The sequence below is a fragment of the Serratia sp. X10 genome, assembly GCF_017811775.1.
Lineage (GTDB): Bacteria > Pseudomonadota > Gammaproteobacteria > Enterobacterales > Enterobacteriaceae > Serratia > Serratia ureilytica.
The window spans coordinates 388,661-408,290 of sequence record NZ_JAEIOH010000002.1; the positions used below are offsets into that span (position 1 = coordinate 388,661).

General features: G+C 61.7%; 19 protein-coding genes and 1 tRNA gene. 17 read left to right on the forward strand and 3 right to left on the reverse strand.

Going from position 1 to position 19,630, the window contains the following annotated elements:
• Positions 1-122 precede the first annotated feature (122 nt).
• Genes J9788_RS07310 through J9788_RS07350 form a run of 9 tightly spaced genes read left to right on the forward strand, consistent with a single transcriptional unit; the run spans position 123 to position 6,972 of the window.
• Entirely contained in the window at positions 123-557 is a 435-nt protein-coding gene (locus tag J9788_RS07310; RefSeq protein WP_046896425.1) for a nuclear transport factor 2 family protein, read from the forward strand.
• Positions 554-1,273 carry an SDR family NAD(P)-dependent oxidoreductase gene (locus J9788_RS07315; protein ID WP_046896426.1) on the forward strand — a complete coding sequence of 240 codons (720 nt, stop codon included), beginning with the start codon at positions 554-556 and terminating at the stop codon, positions 1,271-1,273. The genes J9788_RS07310 and J9788_RS07315 overlap by 4 nt, the downstream gene beginning before the upstream one ends.
• Positions 1,270-2,526 (forward strand): NAD(P)/FAD-dependent oxidoreductase, encoded by a 1,257-nt coding sequence (locus J9788_RS07320; RefSeq protein ID WP_182264185.1) that lies wholly within the window; start codon positions 1,270-1,272, stop codon positions 2,524-2,526. The genes J9788_RS07315 and J9788_RS07320 overlap by 4 nt, the downstream gene beginning before the upstream one ends.
• Entirely contained in the window at positions 2,527-3,249 is a 723-nt protein-coding gene (locus tag J9788_RS07325; RefSeq protein ID WP_046896428.1) for a DUF1365 domain-containing protein, read from the forward strand. It begins immediately after the preceding gene.
• Positions 3,246-4,466, forward strand: a complete 1,221-nt coding sequence (locus J9788_RS07330) for a cyclopropane-fatty-acyl-phospholipid synthase family protein (RefSeq protein WP_046896429.1) — start codon at positions 3,246-3,248, stop codon at positions 4,464-4,466. The genes J9788_RS07325 and J9788_RS07330 overlap by 4 nt, the downstream gene beginning before the upstream one ends.
• Positions 4,463-4,948, forward strand: coding sequence for a DUF2878 domain-containing protein (locus tag J9788_RS07335; RefSeq protein WP_182264186.1), 486 nt, complete (start codon positions 4,463-4,465; stop codon positions 4,946-4,948). The genes J9788_RS07330 and J9788_RS07335 overlap by 4 nt, the downstream gene beginning before the upstream one ends.
• Positions 4,945-5,472: a hypothetical protein gene (locus J9788_RS07340; RefSeq protein ID WP_046896431.1), complete on the forward strand. Its 528-nt coding sequence runs from the start codon at positions 4,945-4,947 to the stop codon at positions 5,470-5,472. The genes J9788_RS07335 and J9788_RS07340 overlap by 4 nt, the downstream gene beginning before the upstream one ends.
• The gene (locus J9788_RS07345; RefSeq protein WP_046896432.1) at positions 5,469-5,999 is read left to right on the forward strand and encodes a DUF3833 domain-containing protein; all 531 of its coding nucleotides are present in this window, start codon (positions 5,469-5,471) and stop codon (positions 5,997-5,999) included. Before J9788_RS07340 ends, J9788_RS07345 begins: the two co-directional genes overlap by 4 nt.
• A 13-nt stretch (positions 6,000-6,012) precedes the next feature.
• Entirely contained in the window at positions 6,013-6,972 is a 960-nt protein-coding gene (locus J9788_RS07350) for a DUF523 and DUF1722 domain-containing protein (protein ID WP_046896433.1), read from the forward strand.
• Between the two features lie 151 nt (positions 6,973-7,123).
• On the opposite strand, the gene J9788_RS07355 is transcribed toward J9788_RS07350, so the two are convergent.
• The 3 genes from J9788_RS07355 to dpiA all read right to left on the reverse strand — a co-directional run bounded on the left by J9788_RS07355 (position 7,124) and on the right by dpiA (position 11,192).
• Positions 7,124-7,199 (reverse strand) — tRNA-Asn (locus tag J9788_RS07355).
• 114 nt (positions 7,200-7,313) lie between these two features.
• A complete protein-coding gene (locus J9788_RS07360; protein WP_182264187.1) occupies positions 7,314-10,403 on the reverse strand; it encodes a beta-galactosidase in 3,090 nt (1,029 codons plus the stop codon).
• 102 nt (positions 10,404-10,505) lie between these two features.
• Positions 10,506-11,192 (reverse strand): two-component response regulator DpiA, encoded by a 687-nt coding sequence (gene dpiA / locus J9788_RS07365; RefSeq protein WP_182264188.1) that lies wholly within the window; start codon positions 11,190-11,192, stop codon positions 10,506-10,508.
• 313 nt (positions 11,193-11,505) lie between these two features.
• Between dpiA and citC the strand changes: the two genes are divergently transcribed.
• The 8 genes from citC to agp all read left to right on the forward strand — a co-directional run bounded on the left by citC (position 11,506) and on the right by agp (position 19,575).
• Positions 11,506-12,576, forward strand: a complete 1,071-nt coding sequence (gene citC / locus J9788_RS07370) for a [citrate (pro-3S)-lyase] ligase (protein ID WP_046896435.1) — start codon at positions 11,506-11,508, stop codon at positions 12,574-12,576.
• The gene (gene citD, locus J9788_RS07375) at positions 12,576-12,884 is read left to right on the forward strand and encodes a citrate lyase acyl carrier protein (protein ID WP_019452464.1); all 309 of its coding nucleotides are present in this window, start codon (positions 12,576-12,578) and stop codon (positions 12,882-12,884) included. The genes citC and citD overlap by 1 nt, the downstream gene beginning before the upstream one ends.
• Positions 12,868-13,788: a citrate (pro-3S)-lyase subunit beta gene (gene citE, locus J9788_RS07380; protein WP_046896436.1), complete on the forward strand. Its 921-nt coding sequence runs from the start codon at positions 12,868-12,870 to the stop codon at positions 13,786-13,788. Before citD ends, citE begins: the two co-directional genes overlap by 17 nt.
• A complete protein-coding gene (gene citF, locus J9788_RS07385) occupies positions 13,788-15,293 on the forward strand; it encodes a citrate lyase subunit alpha (RefSeq protein ID WP_046896437.1) in 1,506 nt (501 codons plus the stop codon). Before citE ends, citF begins: the two co-directional genes overlap by 1 nt.
• A 3-nt stretch (positions 15,294-15,296) precedes the next feature.
• Positions 15,297-15,845, forward strand: a complete 549-nt coding sequence (gene citX / locus J9788_RS07390) for a citrate lyase holo-[acyl-carrier protein] synthase (protein ID WP_182264189.1) — start codon at positions 15,297-15,299, stop codon at positions 15,843-15,845.
• Positions 15,826-16,710, forward strand: a complete 885-nt coding sequence (citG, locus tag J9788_RS07395) for a triphosphoribosyl-dephospho-CoA synthase CitG (RefSeq protein ID WP_033651844.1) — start codon at positions 15,826-15,828, stop codon at positions 16,708-16,710. The genes citX and citG overlap by 20 nt, the downstream gene beginning before the upstream one ends.
• Before the next feature lie 25 nt (positions 16,711-16,735).
• Positions 16,736-18,199, forward strand: a complete 1,464-nt coding sequence (locus tag J9788_RS07400) for an anion permease (RefSeq protein WP_033643712.1) — start codon at positions 16,736-16,738, stop codon at positions 18,197-18,199.
• Positions 18,200-18,345: 146 nt separating this feature from the next.
• A complete protein-coding gene (agp, locus tag J9788_RS07405; RefSeq protein WP_182264190.1) occupies positions 18,346-19,575 on the forward strand; it encodes a bifunctional glucose-1-phosphatase/inositol phosphatase in 1,230 nt (409 codons plus the stop codon).
• Positions 19,576-19,630: the final 55 nt, after the last annotated feature.

The following is a 19,630-nucleotide window of genomic DNA, read 5'->3' on the forward strand; positions in this document are numbered from 1 at the left end:
TTCAACCAATTGAATTACATAAAGTTTAAAGTATTTTTTCGTAAAACTTGGACAAATTAAAGTGATTGTGTAAATTTTAATTATGCTTCCACGTGATGGTGTTCACCCTCAAGGCAGAATTTATGCGCGCGCAGCCGTTCGTCATCGACAGGTTTGTTGATTATTACGCCGGTTTGGATCGCCAGACCGTCATGGCGCTTGCTGGGTTGTACGACGTGCACGCCGTCCTGGTCGATCCCTTCGGAGAACACAATGGGCTGTTGGCCATCAAGCGCTATTTCACGCATCTGCTGGCGAATGTGAACACCTGCCGATTCGCCATTGATCCTCCTCTGCGTGGAGCCGGGCAATTTGCCGTGACGTGGAACATGCATTGGTCGCATCCGCGTATCGCCGGCGGTGAAATGCGTTCATTGCCGGGATGCTCGATGGTGGAGTTCCAGGGGGAGAAGATTATTCGCCAGCGTGATTACTACGACGCGGGCGAAATGCTTTATGAGCATCTGCCGCTTTTGGGTTGGGTCGTTCGCGGAGTGAAACGGAGGGTGTGCGCATGATGACTGTTCTCATTACCGGCGCAAGCTCCGGGATCGGCGCCGGGCTCGCAAAGTCATGGGCTGATGACGGTTGCCACGTGATTGCCTGCGGTCGCGATCCTATACGGCTGGAACAGCTGCGCCAATCTCATCCCAACCTCACAATACGTCTGTTCGATATGACAGACAGAGATGCCTGTTGCCTGGCGTTGGCGGACTGCACGCCCGATCTTGTCATTCTCTGCGCCGGTACCTGTGAATATCTCGACCACGGCTGGGTAGACGCAGAACGGATCGAACGCGTCATGGCAACAAATTACCTGGGCCCCATCAATTGCCTGGCCGCGCTTCAATCACAGTTAACCTCCGGTAATCGTGTGGTATTGGTCAGTTCGATGGCGCACTGGCTGCCGTTCCCCCGGGCTGAAGCCTACGGCGCTTCTAAAGCCGCGTTAACCTGGTTTGCCAACAGTCTGCGTCTGGAGTGGGAGCCGAAAGGCATTGCCGTGACCGTCGTATCGCCGGGATTTGTCGATACACCGCTTACCCGTAAAAACGATTTTCCTATGCCGTTTCAGGTCAGCGTGGAGTATGCGGTGAAAGCGATTCGCCGTGGCCTGGCGAAAGGAAAAAACAATATTGTTTTTCCTGCCGGCTTTGGCCTGCTGCTGCGTCTGCTGGCCGGACTGCCTGAGGGGCTCCAGCGCGCTCTGCTGCGCAGGATGGTGCGTTCATGAAAATTGCTATCATTGGCAGCGGCATTGCCGGATTAACCTGCGCGTGGCGTCTTGCAGGGCACCACCAGGTGACGCTTTTTGAAGCGGCGCCGACCCCTGGCGGCCATACTGCCACGGTGGATGTGGCTACCCCGCAGGGGAGTTTCGCGATTGATAGCGGGTTTATTGTCTATAACGACCGAACCTATCCGCGTTTTATGGGCTTGCTGAGCGAACTGGGCATCCAGGGACAAAAAACGCAGATGAGCTTTTCGGTGCATAATCCGCAAAGCGGCCTGGAGTACAGCGGCCATACGCTGGCTTCCCTTTTCGCCCAGCGTGAAAACCTGGTCAATCCTGCATTTTTGACCATGTTGAAGGAGATTGTCCGTTTTAATCGTCTGGCGAAGCAGGCATTAAATGAGGTTGATGCGAACGCGACCCTACAGACATTCCTCGACCGGCATCACTTCAGCGCGTTTTTTGCCCGCCATTACATTCTGCCCATGGGCGCGGCCATCTGGTCATCTTCGCTTCAGGAGATGCGCCGCTTTCCACTGCCGCTGTTCTTACGCTTCTTTGAGCATCATGGCCTGCTGGATATCCGGCATCGCCCGCAGTGGTACGTGGTGCCGGGAGGCTCGCGGGAGTACGTTCGCGAGATGCTGACGCAGTTGAGCGAACGTCTGACGCTGTATCTCAATACGCCTGTGCAACAGGTGATTCGTTCCGACAGCGAAATCAGAATCCAGCTGGTGGCCTCTACCCATACCTTCGATCAGGTGATCTTTGCCTGTCATTCTTCGCAGGCGTTGCGCCTGCTTAAGGATGCGAGCCCCGCAGAACACGATGTGCTGGGGGGCATTGGCTGGCAGCGTAACGAGGTGGTTCTGCACGGCGATCGGCGCTGGTTGCCGGTTCGCGAGCGCGCGTGGGCAAGCTGGAATTATCGCCTTAGTGGGCAGGAACAAGCGAGCGCTTGCGTTACCTATAACATGAATATTCTCCAGGGATTACCTGAAGGAAGCCCACTGTTCTGCGTGACCCTTAATCCGGACAGCTCGATTGAAGAGCGATTCGTCTGGCGACGTTTCGTCTATGAGCATCCGCTGTTTAATCCCCAAAGCTGGCGGGCGCAGGCTCGTCGGGCAGAGATTAACGGCCAGCGTCGAAGCTGGTTCTGCGGGGCTTACTGGTACAACGGCTTTCACGAGGATGGCGTGCGCAGCGCGCTGGATGTGGTGCACGGTATTGCTGCAGGAGCGGGGGGCTAAATGAACAGTTGCTTGTACCACGGCGTATTGCGGCACCAGCGCCTCCAGCCGACAACGCACCGGTTTAGCTATCGGGTGTTTATGGCGTGGATCGATCTCGATGAGCTGGCGCAACTTCCGAGCGTGGGCGTGCGGCGTAATCGCTTCGCCGCAGCGGCTTTTCATGATGCGGATTACCCACTGGGAACCCCGTTAAAAGACAACGCGCTGAATCAGCTTGCCGCCCTGACGGGCGAACGTCCCGAGGGGCGCGTGATGCTTCTGACGCAGCTGCGTTATTTCGGTTTTCATTTTAACCCGGTCAATTTTTACTACTGTTATGACCGCGCGAACCTCCTGCGCTGGGTGCTGGCGGAGGTTCGCAATACGCCCTGGAATGAGCGCCATTACTACGCCGTAGACGCGCAGAAAAAGCGCCCGTTGGCAAAAGCCTTTCACGTATCGCCGTTTAACCCGATGGAGATGGTCTATCACTGGCGATTTAATACGCCGGGCAAAACGCTGCATATGCATATCGAGAACCATCAGGCCTCGAAGATTTTTGATGCCACCCTGATGCTTAAACGCGAGCCGTTGACGCAGGCGAGTCTGCGTTCACTGTTGTTGCGCCTGCCGTTCATGACGCTGAAAACGGTGTTTGCAATTTACTGGCAGGCGTTGCGGCTGTGGCTCAAGCGAGTCCCTCTTTACAACCACCCTGCAAGCAGGAGTGAGCGATCATGATCGAACCCGCCTTTGCGCTTGAACCTGATATTCCGCGCAATCTGCGCTTTGCGCGTTGGCTCCTTTTTCGTGTGCTGAGCGGCCTTCGCAAAGGTTCACTCACGGTGCGGGAAGGGGCGCAGACCTTTCATTTTGGCGATGCCTCGGCAGAATTGCGCGCTGACCTGCAGATTCTATCGCCCGCGGTGTACTGGCGGGTGTTGACAGGCGGCAGTCTTGCGGCGGCAGAAGCCTGGATGGACGGTGAATGGGAAACACAGCAGCTCACGCCATTACTCCAGATATTCGCACTCAACAGCGCCTTGTTGGGGCGGCTGGAAAGCGGTTTTCGTGTGCTGGGCAGGCCCGTAGAGCGCTTGCGTCACTGGACGCGTCGTAACCATCGGCAACAAGCGAGGGAAAACATCGCCGCGCATTACGATCTTGGCAATACGTTTTACGCGCACTTTCTTGATGAGGATTTACTCTATTCCTGCGCATTGTTCACCTGCCCGGAACAGTCGTTAGCGCAGGCTCAACAGGCCAAGATGGCCCGACTGTGCGAACAGTTGGCGCTGACTGAGGATGATCATCTGCTGGAGATAGGCACCGGTTGGGGGGCGATGGCGGAATATGCCGCGCGTCATTACGGATGCCGCGTGACCACCACGACACTGTCTCAGGAACAGTTTGCCTGGGCGACCGCGCGTATTACCCGCGCAGGTTTACAAGAGAGAGTCAAAGTGCTGCTGTGCGACTACCGCGATCTGACTGGGGAATTCGACAAACTGGTGTCGGTTGAAATGATCGAGGCGGTCGGGCAGCGCTTTCTGCCTACGTTTTTCCGTACCTGTCAGGCGCGCTTGCGCCCTGGAGGCAAAATGGCGATTCAGGCCATTACCATTCAGGATCAGCGCTATCTCGATTACTGCAAAAACGTCGATTTTATTCAGCGCTATATCTTTCCGGGGGGCTTTTTACCCAGTATCACCGCGATGAGCGGTTTGATGACAAAGCATACCGACTTTGTGGTTCGCAATCTGTTCGATATGGGACCCGACTATGCCCGGACGCTGGCCCACTGGCGGCAACGATTTGTTCATGCCTGGCAGGAGATTGAAAAACTGGGTTTTGATGAGCATTTTCGCCGCATGTGGCTGTACTACTTCGGCTACTGTGAAGCCGGTTTTAACGCCCGAACCATCAGCGTGGTACAGCTGACGGCGGAGCGAGTATGAGTCGCCATCTGAAGGCCTTTATCCTCGCCGTCGGCTTCGACCTTTACTGGCTCATGGTGGTGTTATTTCGCGAGCGCGGCGTGGTGTTGTGGCTTGCGCTGGCGATGTTAGCCTGCTTCTTGCTCCCGCCAACGCAGCGCGTGCATGCGCTGGCGCTGGCGGCGGCGGGCAGTGGGCTCGACGCGCTGTGGGCGCTGGCGGGGCTGGTTGATTTTCACGCAGAGGCGCTGCTGCCGCTATGGATGGTTGCGCTCTGGCTGATGTTCGCCGCCCTGTGGACGCACCTGGTCTGCTCGACCGCCTTGCCGGGTTGGCAGCTGGCGCTGATGGCTACTGGCGGAGGGCCGGCTGCCTACCTGTTGGGGGAACGTCTGGGCGCGATTGCCTTTCTGAAACCGACCGCTATCGTCGTTGGTTTGTTGGCGGCGGGCTGGCTGGCGCTGATACTGTTTTTCCATATTCTCATGAGGCCACGACAATGAAACCTGCCTTACTGATGCTGCTGGGATTAATGGCGATTGCGCCGTTTGCGGGCGCGGCAGACTGGTTAAGTTGGCAAAAAGTCGGCGACGCGACGCTCACCTGGGGGCCGTTTACGATTTATACCTCGCAATTGCGCACGCCGGAGGGGCGATATCGTGGGTTGGGGGAAGATCAAGCGCTGATTATCTCCTATCAGCACACGATTGAACGTCAGGAACTGGTGGATGCCACGCGTGAACAGTGGCGGGCGCAGGGCATTCTGGCGCGGGAAGCGCTGAGTGAGTCATGGCTGCGTACGTTGGGAAACATATGGCCAGATGTCGTGCCGGGAATGCAGTTGGCGTTTGTGCAAAAAGCAAGGCGGGGGCAGTTCTGGTATCGCATGTCTGCAACACAAAGGCATTTTATCCCGCTAGGCCCACCACAATCGGCGGCGTTCAGTGAAAACTTTCTCGCGATCTGGCTGGGTCCCCGCACCCAATATCCCGAGTTGCGGCAGCAGCTCACCGGAGGTGATGAGTGAAACGTTTATTGATCCTAATCCTGCCCTTGTTGATGCAGCTCGCCGGCTGTAGCGCTGAAATTGCAGACTATCGCCGGCAGCAGCCGACGCTGGATATCTTTCAGTATTTTCAGGGGGACACGCAGGCGTGGGGGATGGTCCAGGACCGCAACGGCACACAGCTTCGTCGCTTCCATGTCGATATAAACGGTGATGTCGTAGGGGACACGCTGACCCTCAACGAGCGATTTGTGTATGACGATGGCGAGAAACAGCAGAGGGTATGGCATATCCGAAAAGTTAGCGCCGATCGTTACGAGGGCACGGCCGGCGACATTCAAGGCGTCGCGAAGGGACAGGCAGCGGGCAACGCGTTCAACTGGCATTACAGCATGAATGTGACATCCAGAGGCAGAACCTGGCTGCTCAATTTTGATGACTGGATGTATCTGCAGGACGGTCATCATCTGTTCAATAAAACCGAGATGAAGAAATTTGGCTTCTCCGTTGGCACGGTGACGCTCTTCTTCTCCCGTAAAGCACAATAGCGAGGAGAATGTCATGAAAACGCAACCCGTCATTGGGATCAGCGGCTGTTTAACGGGGGCTGCCGTCCGCTTTGATGGCGGGCATAAGCGGACGGAGTTTGTCATGGATAGACTGGCTCAGTGGGTGACGTTTCGGCCCGTCTGCCCGGAGATGGCGATTGGCCTGCCGGTGCCCCGACCGGCGCTGCGTTTGGTGCAAACCTCCGTTGGACAGATTCGCATGCGCCTTAGCCATGCGCCCCACGAAGATGTGACCGTTAAAATGGCCGATTTTTGCGAGGAATATCTGACCGGGTTGGGTGAACTGTCTGGTTTTATCGTCTGCGCGAAATCACCCAGCTGTGGCATGGAGCGCGTGCGCCTCTATGACGAGAAAGGGAATCGTGGGCGCAAGGAGGGGGTGGGGCTGTTTACCGCCGCGCTGATGGAAAAATATCCGTGGCTGCCGGTGGAGGAGGATGGTCGGTTGCACGATCCGGTTCTGCGCGAAAACTTTGTCGAACGAGTTTTTGCGTTGCATGCGCTTAATACCTTGCGCAAAACGGGCCTAACGCGGCGGGCGATACTGGATTTTCATAGCCGCTATAAACTGCAGCTGTTGGCGCACCATCAGGCAGGGTATCGGGAGATTGGTCCGTTCGTTGCGACGCTGCATGAGTGGGAGGACTTGGATGCCTTCTTTGCGGTCTACCGCGATAAGTTAATGACGATCCTGAAGAAACCTGCCTCGCGCAAAAACCACACTAACGTGCTGATGCACATCCAGGGGTACTTCCGTAACCAGCTAACGATGCGCCAGCGCGGAGAGCTGCGAGAGGTAATCCTCAATTATCGTGCAGGGTTGTTGCCCATATTGGCCCCGATGACGCTTCTGAAACATTATCTGGCGGAATATCAGGATGCCTATTTGCTGACGCAGAATTACTTTGATCCATACCCGCAAGCTTTAGCGTTACGGCTGACAATTCAGTGATCGTGCCTGCTACCGGGAACCCGGTGGCGTGATGGTTGATGTCGCGATCGCTCTTTTAACGTTCACGTTTCGCTCATTGCTTATTTCATGCAACTGGCAGCTTAAAAGCAAAAAGCCCGCTTAAGTTTCCTTAAGCGGGCTTCTCTAAATATGGCTCCTCTGACTGGACTCGAACCAGTGACATACGGATTAACAGTCCGCCGTTCTACCGACTGAACTACAGAGGAATCGTGTGAACGGGGCGAATAATAGCGAGGCGCCGCAGGCATGTCAAAGGCGGATTACACATTCTGTGACTGTTTGCTTACAGAATGCGCAACCCGTTGAGTTTTTTGGCAGATTTAGCCCTCTGGCGCTCGCTGCAGGCGCAGCTGATAGCGGTAAACGCCAGCGGTGAGCAGGTAATCCCGGTGCACGCTCGGGCTCCAGGAGTCGTCGCCGCCCACCCCCATGTGGTAGCCGTCCAGATGCAGCCAGGTGCCTGCTTCCGGCTGCAGCAGATGCTGGTGGCTGCAGGCCATCAGCTGTTGCAGGCCGTAGCGGCTGAGCGAGAAGTGGAAGCGGCCGTCGATGCGCCAGCCGCCGTAGCGCAGGCTGCGGGTGTCGCAGCGCAGGCCATTCTCGCCGGGGAAAATATATGGCGTGTGCAGATCCGTCAGCGGCAGGCGCCAGCGCCCGTGCTGCGCGGCCAGGCGGCGATCCGGGTAGTTCTCGTGCGGGCCCAGGCCCAGCCATTCCGCCTGCGGCTGCACCGTCGCCAGTTGGCAGTTCAGGCCGATGCGCGCTGGCGGCGGCAGGGCGTCGGCCACCTCGACCTCCACGTTCACGCTCACCGCGCCCAGCGCGTCGAACAGCCACTGCTTGCGGCTAATCAGCAAAATCTGCCCGTCCATGCCGAACTGGTGTTCGCTCACCACCCGCACGCCGTTTTGCAGCGCATCGGCCTGCAACTGCGTGCAGCGCTCCTCCAGCCGGTACAGGCCCGCCAGCTTCCAGCGTTCGACCCAGGCGTTGGGATCGATATGGTCCGCTTCGCTGACGCCGATATCGTTATCGATCGGCGCGCGCGCAAAGCCGTCGCGCAGCGGCGTCAGCAACTGCGGCTGCTCATTCTGCCACCACTGCGTCAGGTGGCCGCTGCTGCGCTCGAAGCGCCAACGCTGGTCGCCGTGGGTGAGCGTCAGCCCCTGATCGTCTTCAATCAGCATTGGCGGCACGCCCTGCGCCGGCGGCGGCGCGGGATGCAGCGCGCGCGGCACCCGCCACTGATCCCAGGCGCAGCGGTGGTGCGCTTCGGACCAGTCGGTGGCCTGCGGCTGCACCACTTCCACGTTCAGCCACAGTTCGCCGGGCTGATGCAGCATCGGCAGCCGGTCGAGCAGGGTGAAGCGAGTGCTGCCCTGCGGCGGCAGCGCCAGATCGAAGCTGCCGCTGGCGCGCTCCACGCCGTCCAGCTCCAGCCGCCAGTTGAGCTGTTCGTTGTCGGTGTGGCGGAACAGGTAATCGCTGGTGACGGTCAGCGTCAGCGAGGCGGCGTCGAAGGCGAAGCGGAACAGCTGCTGCGCCCGCTGCGCTTCGAACAGCGCCGGGTGCGGGGTGCGATCCGCGAACACCAGCCCGTTCAGGCAGAACTGGCGATCGTTGGGGGTGTCGCCGAAGTCGCCGCCGTAGGCCCAGAACTCTTCGCCGCGATCGTCGCGTTTGATCAGCGCCTGATCGACCCAGTCCCAGACAAAGCCGCCCTGCAGGCGCGGATGTGCATGGAACGCGCGCCAGTAGCGCTCGAAACCGCCGAAACTGTTGCCCATCGCGTGGGCGTATTCGCACAGGATCAGCGGGCGTTGCTCCTCCGGCAGGCCGATCCACTTGCCGATCGCCCATTTGGGCACCGCCGGGAACGGCTGATCCTGATCCACTCGCGCATACATCGGGCAGATGATGTCGGTGGCGGCGGTGTCGGCGCCGCCGCCTTCATATTGCACCGGGCGGGTCGGATCCTGGCTTTTCACCCAGCGGTACAGCGCGTCGTGGTTCGCACCGTGGCCGGACTCGTTGCCCAGCGACCAGATAATGATGCAAGGGTGGTTGCGATCGCGTTGCACCATGCGGGTGACGCGCTCGCTCATCGCCGGCAGCCACAGCGGATCGTCAGCCAGGCGGTTCATCGGCTGCATGCCGTGGGTCTCGATATTGGCTTCATCCACCACGTACAGCCCGTAGCGATCGCACAGCCGATACCACAGCGGGTGGTTGGGGTAATGCGAGCAGCGCACCGCGTTGAAGTTGTGCTGTTTCATCAGCAGGATGTCGTGGCGCATCGTCGCCTCGTCCATCACCTGGCCGTGGCGCGGATGATGCTCGTGGCGGTTAACGCCGCGGATCAGCAGCGGCTGCCCGTTGAGCTTCAACAGCCCGCCGCTGATTTCTACCTGACGGAAGCCGACGTCATAGGCCTCCACCTCGATAATATCCCCTTCGGGCGAGAGCAGGGCGACGGTGGCGCGATACAGCGCGGGCGTTTCGGCGCTCCACAGCGCCGGGCGTTCCACCGGCAGACGCAGCGTGACGCGGTCATCATAGGCGCCGCGCTCGTCCACGATCTCGCTGCCGAGCGGCTGGGTGCGTTCGGCCACCCGCGCGCCGTCGCGCCACAGCTGAACCTGCACCTGCAGCGTGCCGGGCCGGCTGGCGCGCGCCGTCACCACCAGTTCGCCGCGGGTAAAGCGGTCATGCAGCGGCGTGGTGATGCGCACATCGCTCAGGTGCGCGGCGGGTTTGTGCAGCAGGCTGACGTCGCGGAAGATGCCGCTCATGCGCCACATATCCTGATCTTCCAGGTAGCTGCCGTCGCACCAGCGCAGCACCATCACCGCCAGCCGGTTTTCACCCGGCCGCAGCCACGGGCTGAGATCGAACTCCGCCGGCAGGCGGCTGTCCTGCGAATAGCCGACCCAATGGCCGTTGCACCATAAATAGAACGCCGAGTTGACGCCGTCGAAGATGACGCGCGTCTGGCCGGCGGCCAGCCAGGCCGGATCGACGCTGAAGGCGCGCGAGTAGCAGCCGGTCGGGTTGTCTTCCGGCACGCGCGGCGGATCGACCGGGAACGGGTAGCGCACGTTGGTGTAGATCGGCGCGTCGTAGCCGGCGAGCTGCCAGTTGCCCGGCACCGCCAGCGGGGCGGCGTCCGGCAGATCCTGCTGCAACCAGCTCTCCGGCGCCGCCTCTGGGCGCGGGAAATAGCTGAAGCGCCACTCGCCGTTCAACGATCGGCGGCTGGCGCTGGGGGCGTCGTCGCGCGCGTCTTCCACCGTGCGCCAGCTGGCGAACGGCGGGTGGGCGTCCAGCCGGCGGTAGTGGGTGCAGGCGGGGTTTTGCCAGTCACGGCGGGCGAGGATCTCGGTCAGGGAAACTAGGGGGGCAGCAGGCATCGGCGATCGTCCAGTCAGCTAGGTAATGCTCACCAAGATGCTGACCGGCGCATAAAAAGTAAAGCGGTTACACGCAACCTTGCAAGGGCGATCAAATAACCGTTAATGCGGCTCGCCGGCGCGATAGATCCGCTGTGGGCGGCCCACCTTGCCGTAAATGATCTCGGCGCGCAGCTGCTGCGCGGCGGTGCAAAACTCCAGATAACGGCGCGCGGTGGTGCGGCTGAGCCCCATTTTTTGCGCAACGCTTTCAGCGGTATGCCGCGCGGCGGGTTCGGCGAACAGCGCGCGGACCTTGCTCAGCGTCAGCTCGTCGATGCCGGCGGGCAGCGCCGCCTGCTGCTCGCCGCGGGCGTAGGTGTTGAACATCTCGTCGATGCGGCGCTGGTTGAGGCGCGCCTTGTCCTTCAACGCTTCGCGGCGCTGGCTGAAGCGCTGCAGCGTCTGGCTCAGCCGGTCATAGGCCAGCGGTTTGATCAGGTAGTCGAACACGCCGTAGCGCAACGCCTCGGCTACGGTGGCCATGTCGCTGGCGGCGGTGATGAACACGATGCCGCCGCGATAGCCGCTCAGCGTCAGTTCGCGCAGCAGGGTGATGCCCTGGCCGTCCGGCAGAAAGTTGTCCAGCAGGATCAGATCCGGCTTGAAGCGTTCGGTCATGGCGCGCGCCTGCGCCAGCGTGCCGGCCAGCCAAATCTGGCGGCAGCCGCCGTTCTGGCGGATAAACTCCGCGTGCATCTCCGCCAGCGGCGTTTCGTCTTCAACGATCAGGATGTTCAGCCATTCCATAGTGCGACCCGTAATTGCAATAAAAATGCTAAGTGAATGTAAGTGAATTGCGGCGCCAAATAAAGATTATCTCAATAATAAACACCATAAGATTAATTAAGCAAATAAAGAACATTAAATAACTTATTAACCGGGATCGGTTTGTGAAATAGGTCAATAATCCGCGTTTTTTTTCTGCTTACCATGGGTTTATCGAACGAGAGGGTGATTTTATCTTCATGGTTTTTAAGGTTTTAATTGCCATTTCTGATGTTAATTAAAATGCCTTTTTGTATTTTATTTGTTGTTTGCCAGTTAACCCAGAGAGCGTGTTATGTTAGGCGATGCCGTATTTAATCGGGTAAAGCGATCGGATCATAAAGCGATTTCGGAAATAAGCGCCTTCTTGCGCAGTAACGATCTGAATATCGATACCACGGTTGAAATATTTATTACCGTTACCCAGCACGATAAATTGGTCGCCTGCGGCGGCATCGCCGACAATATTATCAAATGCGTCGCCATCAGCCCGCTGATGCGCGGCGAAGGGTTGGCGCTGGCGCTGGCGACCGAGCTGGTGAACCTGGCCTACGAGCGCCATCACACCCAGCTGTTTATCTACACCAAGGTGCAGAACGAGCCGCTGTTCCGCCAGTGCGGTTTCTACCCGATCGCCACCGTGCCGGGCATCGTGGTGCTGATGGAAAACAGCCCGTGCCGCCTGAAGCGCTACGCCGCCCAACTGGCGAGCCAACGTCGGCCGGGCGACACCATCGGCAGCATCGTGATGAACGCCAACCCCTTTACCCGCGGGCACCAGTATCTGGTGCGTCAGGCGGCCAAGCGCTGCGACTGGCTGCACCTGTTTCTGGTGAAGGAAAACACCTCGCGCTTCAGCTATGAAGACCGGCGACGGCTGGTGCTGGCCGGCACCGCCGACATCCCCAACCTCACGGTACACGAAGGCTCGCAGTACGTGATCTCGCGCGCCACTTTCCCTTGTTACTTCATCAAGGACCAGGGCGTGGCCGACGACTGTTACACCGAAATCGATCTGAAGATCTTCCGCCAGTATCTGGCGCCCGCGCTGGGCATCACCCACCGCTTCGTCGGCAACGAGCCGTTCTGCGCGGTGACCGCGAAGTACAACCGCGACATGCGCTATTGGCTGGAAACGCCTGCGCTGCCCAGCCCGCCGATCGCGCTGGTGGAAATCGAGCGTTTGCAATATCAGGGCACGGCGATCTCCGCCTCCTGGGTGCGCAAGCTGCTGGCGGCGGGGGACTTCCACGCCGCCGCGCCGCTGGTGCCGCCGGACACCCTGTACTACCTGCAGGATCTGCAAACGCAGCGCAGGGCCAAGACGGCCCCGCATCCTTTTGAGTCCGCACAATCAGGTGAATGATGAAAATTATCCGAGAAGCAATGGCCGGCACGCTGGAATCCAGCGATGTCATGGTGCGCATCGCGCCCGCCGAGGGGCCGCAGCACGATCTGCTGATCGCCAGCAGCGTGGAAAAGCAGTTCGGCGCGGCGATCCGCCACACCCTGCTGGAAGTGCTGCAGCGTTATGAGGTGGAACCGGTGCAGGTGATCGTCGACGACAAAGGGGCGCTGGACTGCGTGCTGCGCGCCCGGCTGGAAACCGCGCTGATGCGCGCCTGCGAGGGCGGCCAACTGCCGTGGGAGGCGAAAGATGAAAACGCTGAATAAAACCCGGCTGCGCCGCAGCATGCTGTTCGTTCCCGGCGCCAACGCGGCGATGGTCAGCAACGCCTTTATCTACCAGGCCGACGCGCTGATGTTCGATCTGGAAGACTCGGTGATCCTGCGTGAAAAAGACGCGGCGCGCCGATTGGTGTACCACGCGCTGCAGCATCCGCTGTACCAGGAGGTGGAAACCATCGTGCGTGTCAATGCGCTCGACTCCGCCTACGGCCTGGCGGACCTGCAGGCGGTGGTGCGCGGCGGCGCGGATATCGTGCGCCTGCCGAAGACCGATAGCGCGCAGGACGTTGTCGACATGGAGCGCGAGATCGCCGCCATCGAGGCGGCCTGCGGCCGGCCGGTCGGCAGCACCGGGCTGCTGGCGGCGATCGAATCGGCGCAGGGCATCACCAACGCGGTGGCGATCGCGCACGCTTCGCCGCGTCTTATCGGCATCGCGCTGGGGGCGGAAGACTATGTGCGCAACCTGCGCACCGAACGCTCGCCGGAGGGCATCGAGCTGCTGTTCGCCCGCTGCTCGCTGCTGCAGGCGGCGCGCGCCGCCGGCATTCAGGTGTTCGACACCGTGTATTCCGACGCCAACAACGAGGCCGGCTTCCTGCAGGAAGCGGCGCTGATCAAACAGCTCGGCTTCGACGGCAAATCGCTGATCAACCCGCGCCAGATTGAGCTGCTGCACAACCTGTACGCGCCGACCGCCAAAGAGGTGGCGCACGCGCAGCGGGTGGTGGACGCCGCCGAAGCGGCGGAGCGGGAAGGGCGAGGCGTGGTGTCGCTCAACGGAAAAATGGTCGACAGCCCGGTGATTGAACGCGCCCGGCTGGTGCTGGAGCGCGCCGCGCTGTCCGGCTTACGGGAAGAACCGGCGCAGCACGGGGAGGAAGCATGATGAACCGCCAACAACGATTGATGACCTTCGCCAACCCGGCGGATCTGCCGGGCTATCAGGACATTTCCAAGGCCAATCTGCAGGCGCGTAAACCGCGCGATCTCAAGCTGTGCGACTCCTTGCAGGAAGCGGTGCGCCGCAGCGGGCTGCAGGACGGCATGACCATCTCCTTCCACCATGCGTTTCGCGGCGGCGATCTGGCGCTCAATCAGGTGATGGAGACGCTGGCGGCGATGGGGTTCCGCAACCTGACGCTGGCCTCCAGCTCGCTGACCGACTGCCATGCGCCGTTGGTTGAGCATATCCGCCACGGCGTGGTGAGCCGCATTTACACCTCCGGGCTGCGCGGCCCGCTGGCGGACGCCGTTTCGCGCGGCCTGCTGGCGGAGCCGGTGCAAATTCACTCGCATGGCGGCCGGGTCAACCTGATCGAATCCGGCGAGCTGAAGATAGATGTGGCCTTCCTCGGCGTGCCGGCCTGCGATGAGTTCGGCAACGCCAACGGCTACAGCGGTGAAGCCTGCTGCGGCTCGCTCGGCTATGCGCGGGTGGACGCCGAGGCGGCGGGCACCGTGGTGCTGCTGACCGAACAGCTGGTGCCGTATCCGCATCATCCCGCCAGCCTGGCGCAGGATCGGGTGGATCTGATCGTGCAGCTGGAGCGGGTGGGCGACGCCGACAAGATCGGCGCCGACGCCACGCGCATGACTTCGAACCCGCGCGAGCTGCTGATCGCCCGCCGCGCCGCCGAGGTGATCGCCGGTTCCGGCTACTTCACCGAAGGGTTCTCGCTGCAAACCGGCACCGGCGGCGCCTCGCTGGCGGTGACCCGGTTCCTGGAGGACAAGATGCGCGCCCGCGGCATTCGCGCCGCGTTCGCCCTCGGCGGCATCACCTCGACCATGGTGGATCTGCACGAGAAAGGGCTGATCGGCAAGCTGCTGGACGTGCAGAGCTTCGATCGGGCGGCGGCGACCTCGCTGGCGCGCAACCCGCGCCATATCGAAATCAGCGCCAACCAGTACGCCAACTTCAGCTCCAAGGGCGCGTCGGTCGATCGGCTCGACGTGGTGGTGCTGAGCGCACTCGAGATCGACACCGGTTTCAACGTTAACGTGCTGACCGGCTCCGACGGCGTGCTGCGCGGCGCGTCCGGCGGCCACTGCGACACCGCCGCCGCCGCGCGGCTGGCGATCATCGTCGCGCCGTTGGTGCGCGGGCGCATCCCGACGCTGGTGGAGCAGGTGACCACCTGTGTCACGCCGGGCTCCAGCATCGACATTCTGGTGACCGACCACGGCATCGCCGTCAACCCGGCGCGGCCGGAGCTGGCGCAGCGCCTGCGGGAGGCCGGGCTCGAGGTGGTGAGCATCGACTGGCTGCGCGCCCGCGCGCTGCAGCTGACCGGCGAACCGCAGCCGATCGCCTTTACCGACAAAGTGGTGGCGGTAGTGCGCTACCGCGACGGCTCGGTGATCGACGTGGTGCATCAGGTGGCGGAGTAACCGATGGCCGCCGTCGATCCCCAACTGGCCGCCGAACGCGCGGTCAGCCTGCCGGAGCTGCTCACCAGCCGCGAATGCCGTCAGGCGCGCCAGCAGGCGTGGCTGGCACAGCACGAGTGCACGCTGCTGGTGCTGACGCTGGTGGTGCCCGGCCCGGTGAAAGACAGCGCGCTGACGCGCGGCATCTTCAACCTCGGGTGGACGGCGCTGCTGCGGCTGTGCGCCGAACAGGGCTGGCCGAGCCCGCAGGCCGAGGCGCTGGCGCTCGCCACCGGCTGCGAAGGGTTCGTGGCGCTGCGCGCCGACGCCCAACGGGTGAAAGATTGCGCCATGCAGCTGGAGGTGAGCCGCCCGATCGGCCGGCTGTGGGATATCGACGTGCTGGATGCGCAGGGGCGAATCCTGTCGCGCCGCGACATCGGCCTGCCGGCGCGGCGCTGCCTGCTGTGCGGCCAACCGGCCAAGATTTGCGCCCGCCAGCGGCGGCATGGCAGCGAGCAGCTGCTGCAAGAAATGGAAAGGATGTTCAACGATGCGATCTCTGCCGATTAATCCACCCGCCCGCCGAGCCGAGCCGGCCTGCGACTTCGCCCGCGCCGCTTTCCGCGCGCTGTTGGTGGAGGTCAACCTCACGCCCAAACCGGGGCTGGTGGATCGCCATAACACCGGCGCCCATCGCGACATGGATCTTGGGCATTTCTACCGCAGCGCCCGCGCCATCGGCGTGTGGCTGCCGCGTTTTATCCAGCGCGGCCGCGAAGACGCCTGCCGGCCGGCGGAGCGGCAGTTGGCGCGGCTGCGGCCGCTCGGCCTGGCCTGCGAAAACCAGATGTTTCGCGCCACCGGCGGCATTAACACCCACAAGGGCAGCGTGTTCTCACTCGGTTTGCTGTGCGCCGCCTTCGGCCGCCTGCAGCAGCAGGGCCGGGCCATCAGCGCCGCATCGTTATGCGCCGAAGTGGCGGCGATGTGCCGAGGGCTGGTGGACAGCGAGCTGCGATGCAACAACGCCGGGCAGACCGCCGGCCAGCGCTTGTTCGCTGCGTATGGCCTCAGCGGCGCACGCGGCGAGGCGGAATCCGGTTTTCGGTTGGTGCTTGACGGCGCGCTGCCGCTGTATCGGCAACGGCTGGCCGCCGGTGGCGACGAACAGCGGGCGCTGCTGGACAGCCTGCTGTGGCTGATGGCCCACAACGATGACACCAACGTCGCCTCGCGCGGCGGCCTGCGCGGGCTGCGCTGGCTGCGGCGCCGGGCGGCCTTGCTGTTGGCGCAGGGCGGCTCGGCGGGGGAAGCGGGCCTGGCGCGCCTGCGGCGCTTCGATGCCGACTGCATTGCCCGCAACCTCAGCCCCGGCGGCAGCGCCGACTTGTTGATAGTGACCTGGCTGCTGGCGCAGCTGGGTGCCCAAGAATAATAACCAAGCCTTCAGGAGAGTCCCTATGTCCCAAACCCAGGAAAAGATCTGGAAAGCGATAGCGCCGCTGGCGGTGCTCGCGATCCTGTTATTGATACCGGTGCCCGACGGCATGCCGCCGCAGGCGTGGCACTATTTCGCCATCTTTGTGGCGATGATCGTCGGCATGATTCTGGAGCCGATCCCGGCCACCGCCATCAGTTTTATCGCGGTGACCGTCAGCGTGCTGAGCGCCAACTGGGTGCTGTTCGGCGCGCAAGAATTGGCGGAGCCGGGTTTCAAGGCCGGTAAAGAGGCGCTGAAATGGGGGCTGGCGGGCTTCTCCAGCACCACCGTCTGGCTGGTGTTCGGCGCCTTTATCTTCGCGCTGGGCTACGAGGCCACCGGGCTGGGGCGGCGCATCGCGCTGTTCCTGGTGAAATTCATGGGCAAGCGCACGCTGACGCTGGGCTATGCGGTGGTGATCATCGATATCCTGCTGGCGCCGTTCACGCCGTCCAACACCGCGCGCACCGGCGGCACGGTGTTCCCGGTGGTGAAAAACCTGCCGCCGCTGTTCGATTCCTTCCCTAACGATCCCTCTTCGCGCCGCATTGGCGGCTACCTGATGTGGATGATGGTGGTCGGCACCAGCATCAGCTCCTCGATGTTCGTCACCGGCGCCGCGCCGAACGTGCTGGGCATCGAGTTCGTCGGCAAGATAGCCGGGGTGCACATCAGCTGGATGCAGTGGTTCCTGGCGTTCCTGCCGGTCGGCCTGCTGCTGCTGATCATCGCGCCGCTGATCTCCTACTACCTCTACAAGCCGGGCGTGACCCACAGCAGCGAAGTGGCCGCCTGGGCGAATACCGCGCTGGGGGAAATGGGCAAGCTGACGCGCAAGGAGTACACCCTGATCGGCCTGGTGCTGCTCAGCCTGTGCCTGTGGGTGTTCGGCGGCAAGGTGCTGGACGCCACCGCGGTGTGCCTGTTGGCGGTGTCGCTGATGCTGGCGCTGCACGTGGTGTCGTGGAAAGACATTACCAAATACTCCAGCGCCTGGAATACGCTGGTTAACCTGGCGACGCTGGTGGTGATGGCCAACGGCCTGACGCGCTCCGGCTTTATCGACTGGTTCGCCCAGACCATGAGCACCCACCTGGACGGCTTCTCGCCGAACATGACGGTGGTGGCGCTGGTGCTGGTGTTCTACTTCGCCCACTACCTGTTCGCCAGCCTGTCGGCGCACACCGCCACCATGCTGCCGGTGATCCTGGCGGTCGGCAAAGGCTTGCCGGGCGTGCCGATGGAGCAGCTGTCGATGCTGCTGGTGCTGTCGATCGGCATCATGGGCGTGCTGACGCCGTACGCCACCGGGCCGGGGGTGATTATCTACGGCTGCGGCTACGTGAAATCGAAAGACTACTGGCGCCTGGGCGGCATTCTCGGCGTGGTGTACATCGCCGCGCTGCTGCTGATCGGCTGGCCAATCATGAGCCTGTGGTACTGAGTTCACGCACAGCGGCCGCCGCCCGGTGGCCGCTGGTACGATCTTTTCCCGTGAAGCCTGTCACACACTTGTCACACTAACCCCGCCATCATACGCAGGCAAACGCTAACACCTTAAAAATAATCATTTTCCGGGAGCCTCTGCGGATGAGAAAAAAAACGTTATTGCTGTGCCTGCCTTTGTTATTCACCGGGAACGCGCTGGCGGACGCCGGCGGTTATCAACTGGAACAGGTGCTGGTGATGAGCCGCCATAACCTGCGCGCGCCGCTGGCCAACAACGGCAGCGTGCTGGCGCAGTCCACGCCGAAGGCCTGGCCGGCCTGGGAAACGCCGGGCGGCCAGCTGACCACCAAGGGCGGGGTGCTGGAAGTGTATATGGGGCACTATTTCAACGCCTGGCTGAAGCAGACCGGCCTGTTGCCGCAAGAAGGCTGCCCGACCGCCGGCAGCGTGTACGTCTACGCCAACAGCCTGCAGCGCACGGTGGCCACCGCGCAGTTCTTCAGCAATGGCGCGTTCCCGGGCTGCGACGTCAGTGTGCACCATCAGGACAAGATGGGCGAGATGGATCCGACCTTCAACCCGATCATCACCGACACCAGCGAAGCCTTCAACCAGCAGGCGCTGGCGGCGATGAACGCCGCACTGGGATCGCTGAAGCTGGACGCCTCTTATCAACAGCTGGCGAAGATCATCGACTACAAGGATTCCGCCGCCTGCAAGACCGACAAACACTGCGACCTGACCAAAGAAGCCAACGTGATGAGCGCGGTGCCGGGCAAAGAGCCGGGCGTCTCCGGCCCGCTGCGGGTGGGCAACTCGCTGGTGGACGCCTTTATGCTGCAGTATTACGAAGGTTTCCCGATGAAAGAGGTGGCCTGGGGCAAAATCGCCACCCCGCACCAGTGGCAGCAGCTGGCGCAGCTGAAAGACGGCTATCAGGATTCGCTGTTCACCTCGCCGGTGGTGGCGCAGAACGTCGCCAAGCCGCTGCTGACCTACATCAACAACGCGCTGCTGGGCGAGCGCAAACCGGACGCGCCGAAGCTGACGGTGCTGGTGGGCCACGACTCCAATATCGCCTCGCTGCTGTCGGCCATGCAGTTCCAGCCGTATCAGCTGCCGCAGCAATACGAGAAAACGCCGATCGGCGGCAAACTGGTATTCCAGCGCTGGCGCGACGCGCAGAACGACCGGGAATTGCTGAAGATCGAGTACGTCTACCAGTCCACCGAACAGCTGCGCAAGGCGACGCCGCTGACGCTGCAAACCCCGCCGCAGCGCGTGACGCTGGCGCTGAAAGGCTGCCCGATCGATAAAGACGGCTTCTGCGCCTGGAGCGATTTCGAGAAGACCATGAAAGGCATCTTGTAATGCCCGGCCTCTCTCCCGAATGCGGGGGAGAGGCATAGGCGCGGCTGCCGGGGGA

Excerpts from the sequence above, each read along its gene's own strand:
- J9788_RS07310 (WP_046896425.1), top strand. The coding sequence starts at position 123 with ATGCGCGCGCAGCCGTTCGTCATCGACAGGTTTGTTGATTATTACGCC.
- citC (WP_046896435.1), top strand. The coding sequence starts at position 11,506 with ATGTTAGGCGATGCCGTATTTAATCGGGTAAAGCGATCGGATCATAAA.
- J9788_RS07360 (WP_182264187.1), bottom strand. The coding sequence starts at position 10,403 with ATGCCTGCTGCCCCCCTAGTTTCCCTGACCGAGATCCTCGCCCGCCGT.
- J9788_RS07400 (WP_033643712.1), top strand. The coding sequence starts at position 16,736 with ATGTCCCAAACCCAGGAAAAGATCTGGAAAGCGATAGCGCCGCTGGCG.
- J9788_RS07340 (WP_046896431.1), top strand. The coding sequence starts at position 4,945 with ATGAAACCTGCCTTACTGATGCTGCTGGGATTAATGGCGATTGCGCCG.
- J9788_RS07320 (WP_182264185.1), top strand. The coding sequence starts at position 1,270 with ATGAAAATTGCTATCATTGGCAGCGGCATTGCCGGATTAACCTGCGCG.
- J9788_RS07330 (WP_046896429.1), top strand. The coding sequence starts at position 3,246 with ATGATCGAACCCGCCTTTGCGCTTGAACCTGATATTCCGCGCAATCTG.
- citD (WP_019452464.1), top strand. The coding sequence starts at position 12,576 with ATGAAAATTATCCGAGAAGCAATGGCCGGCACGCTGGAATCCAGCGAT.
- dpiA (WP_182264188.1), bottom strand. The coding sequence starts at position 11,192 with ATGGAATGGCTGAACATCCTGATCGTTGAAGACGAAACGCCGCTGGCG.
- citF (WP_046896437.1), top strand. The coding sequence starts at position 13,788 with ATGAACCGCCAACAACGATTGATGACCTTCGCCAACCCGGCGGATCTG.
- J9788_RS07325 (WP_046896428.1), top strand. The coding sequence starts at position 2,527 with ATGAACAGTTGCTTGTACCACGGCGTATTGCGGCACCAGCGCCTCCAG.
- citX (WP_182264189.1), top strand. The coding sequence starts at position 15,297 with ATGGCCGCCGTCGATCCCCAACTGGCCGCCGAACGCGCGGTCAGCCTG.
- J9788_RS07335 (WP_182264186.1), top strand. The coding sequence starts at position 4,463 with ATGAGTCGCCATCTGAAGGCCTTTATCCTCGCCGTCGGCTTCGACCTT.
- citE (WP_046896436.1), top strand. The coding sequence starts at position 12,868 with ATGAAAACGCTGAATAAAACCCGGCTGCGCCGCAGCATGCTGTTCGTT.
- J9788_RS07315 (WP_046896426.1), top strand. The coding sequence starts at position 554 with ATGATGACTGTTCTCATTACCGGCGCAAGCTCCGGGATCGGCGCCGGG.
- J9788_RS07350 (WP_046896433.1), top strand. The coding sequence starts at position 6,013 with ATGAAAACGCAACCCGTCATTGGGATCAGCGGCTGTTTAACGGGGGCT.
- citG (WP_033651844.1), top strand. The coding sequence starts at position 15,826 with ATGCGATCTCTGCCGATTAATCCACCCGCCCGCCGAGCCGAGCCGGCC.
- agp (WP_182264190.1), top strand. The coding sequence starts at position 18,346 with ATGAGAAAAAAAACGTTATTGCTGTGCCTGCCTTTGTTATTCACCGGG.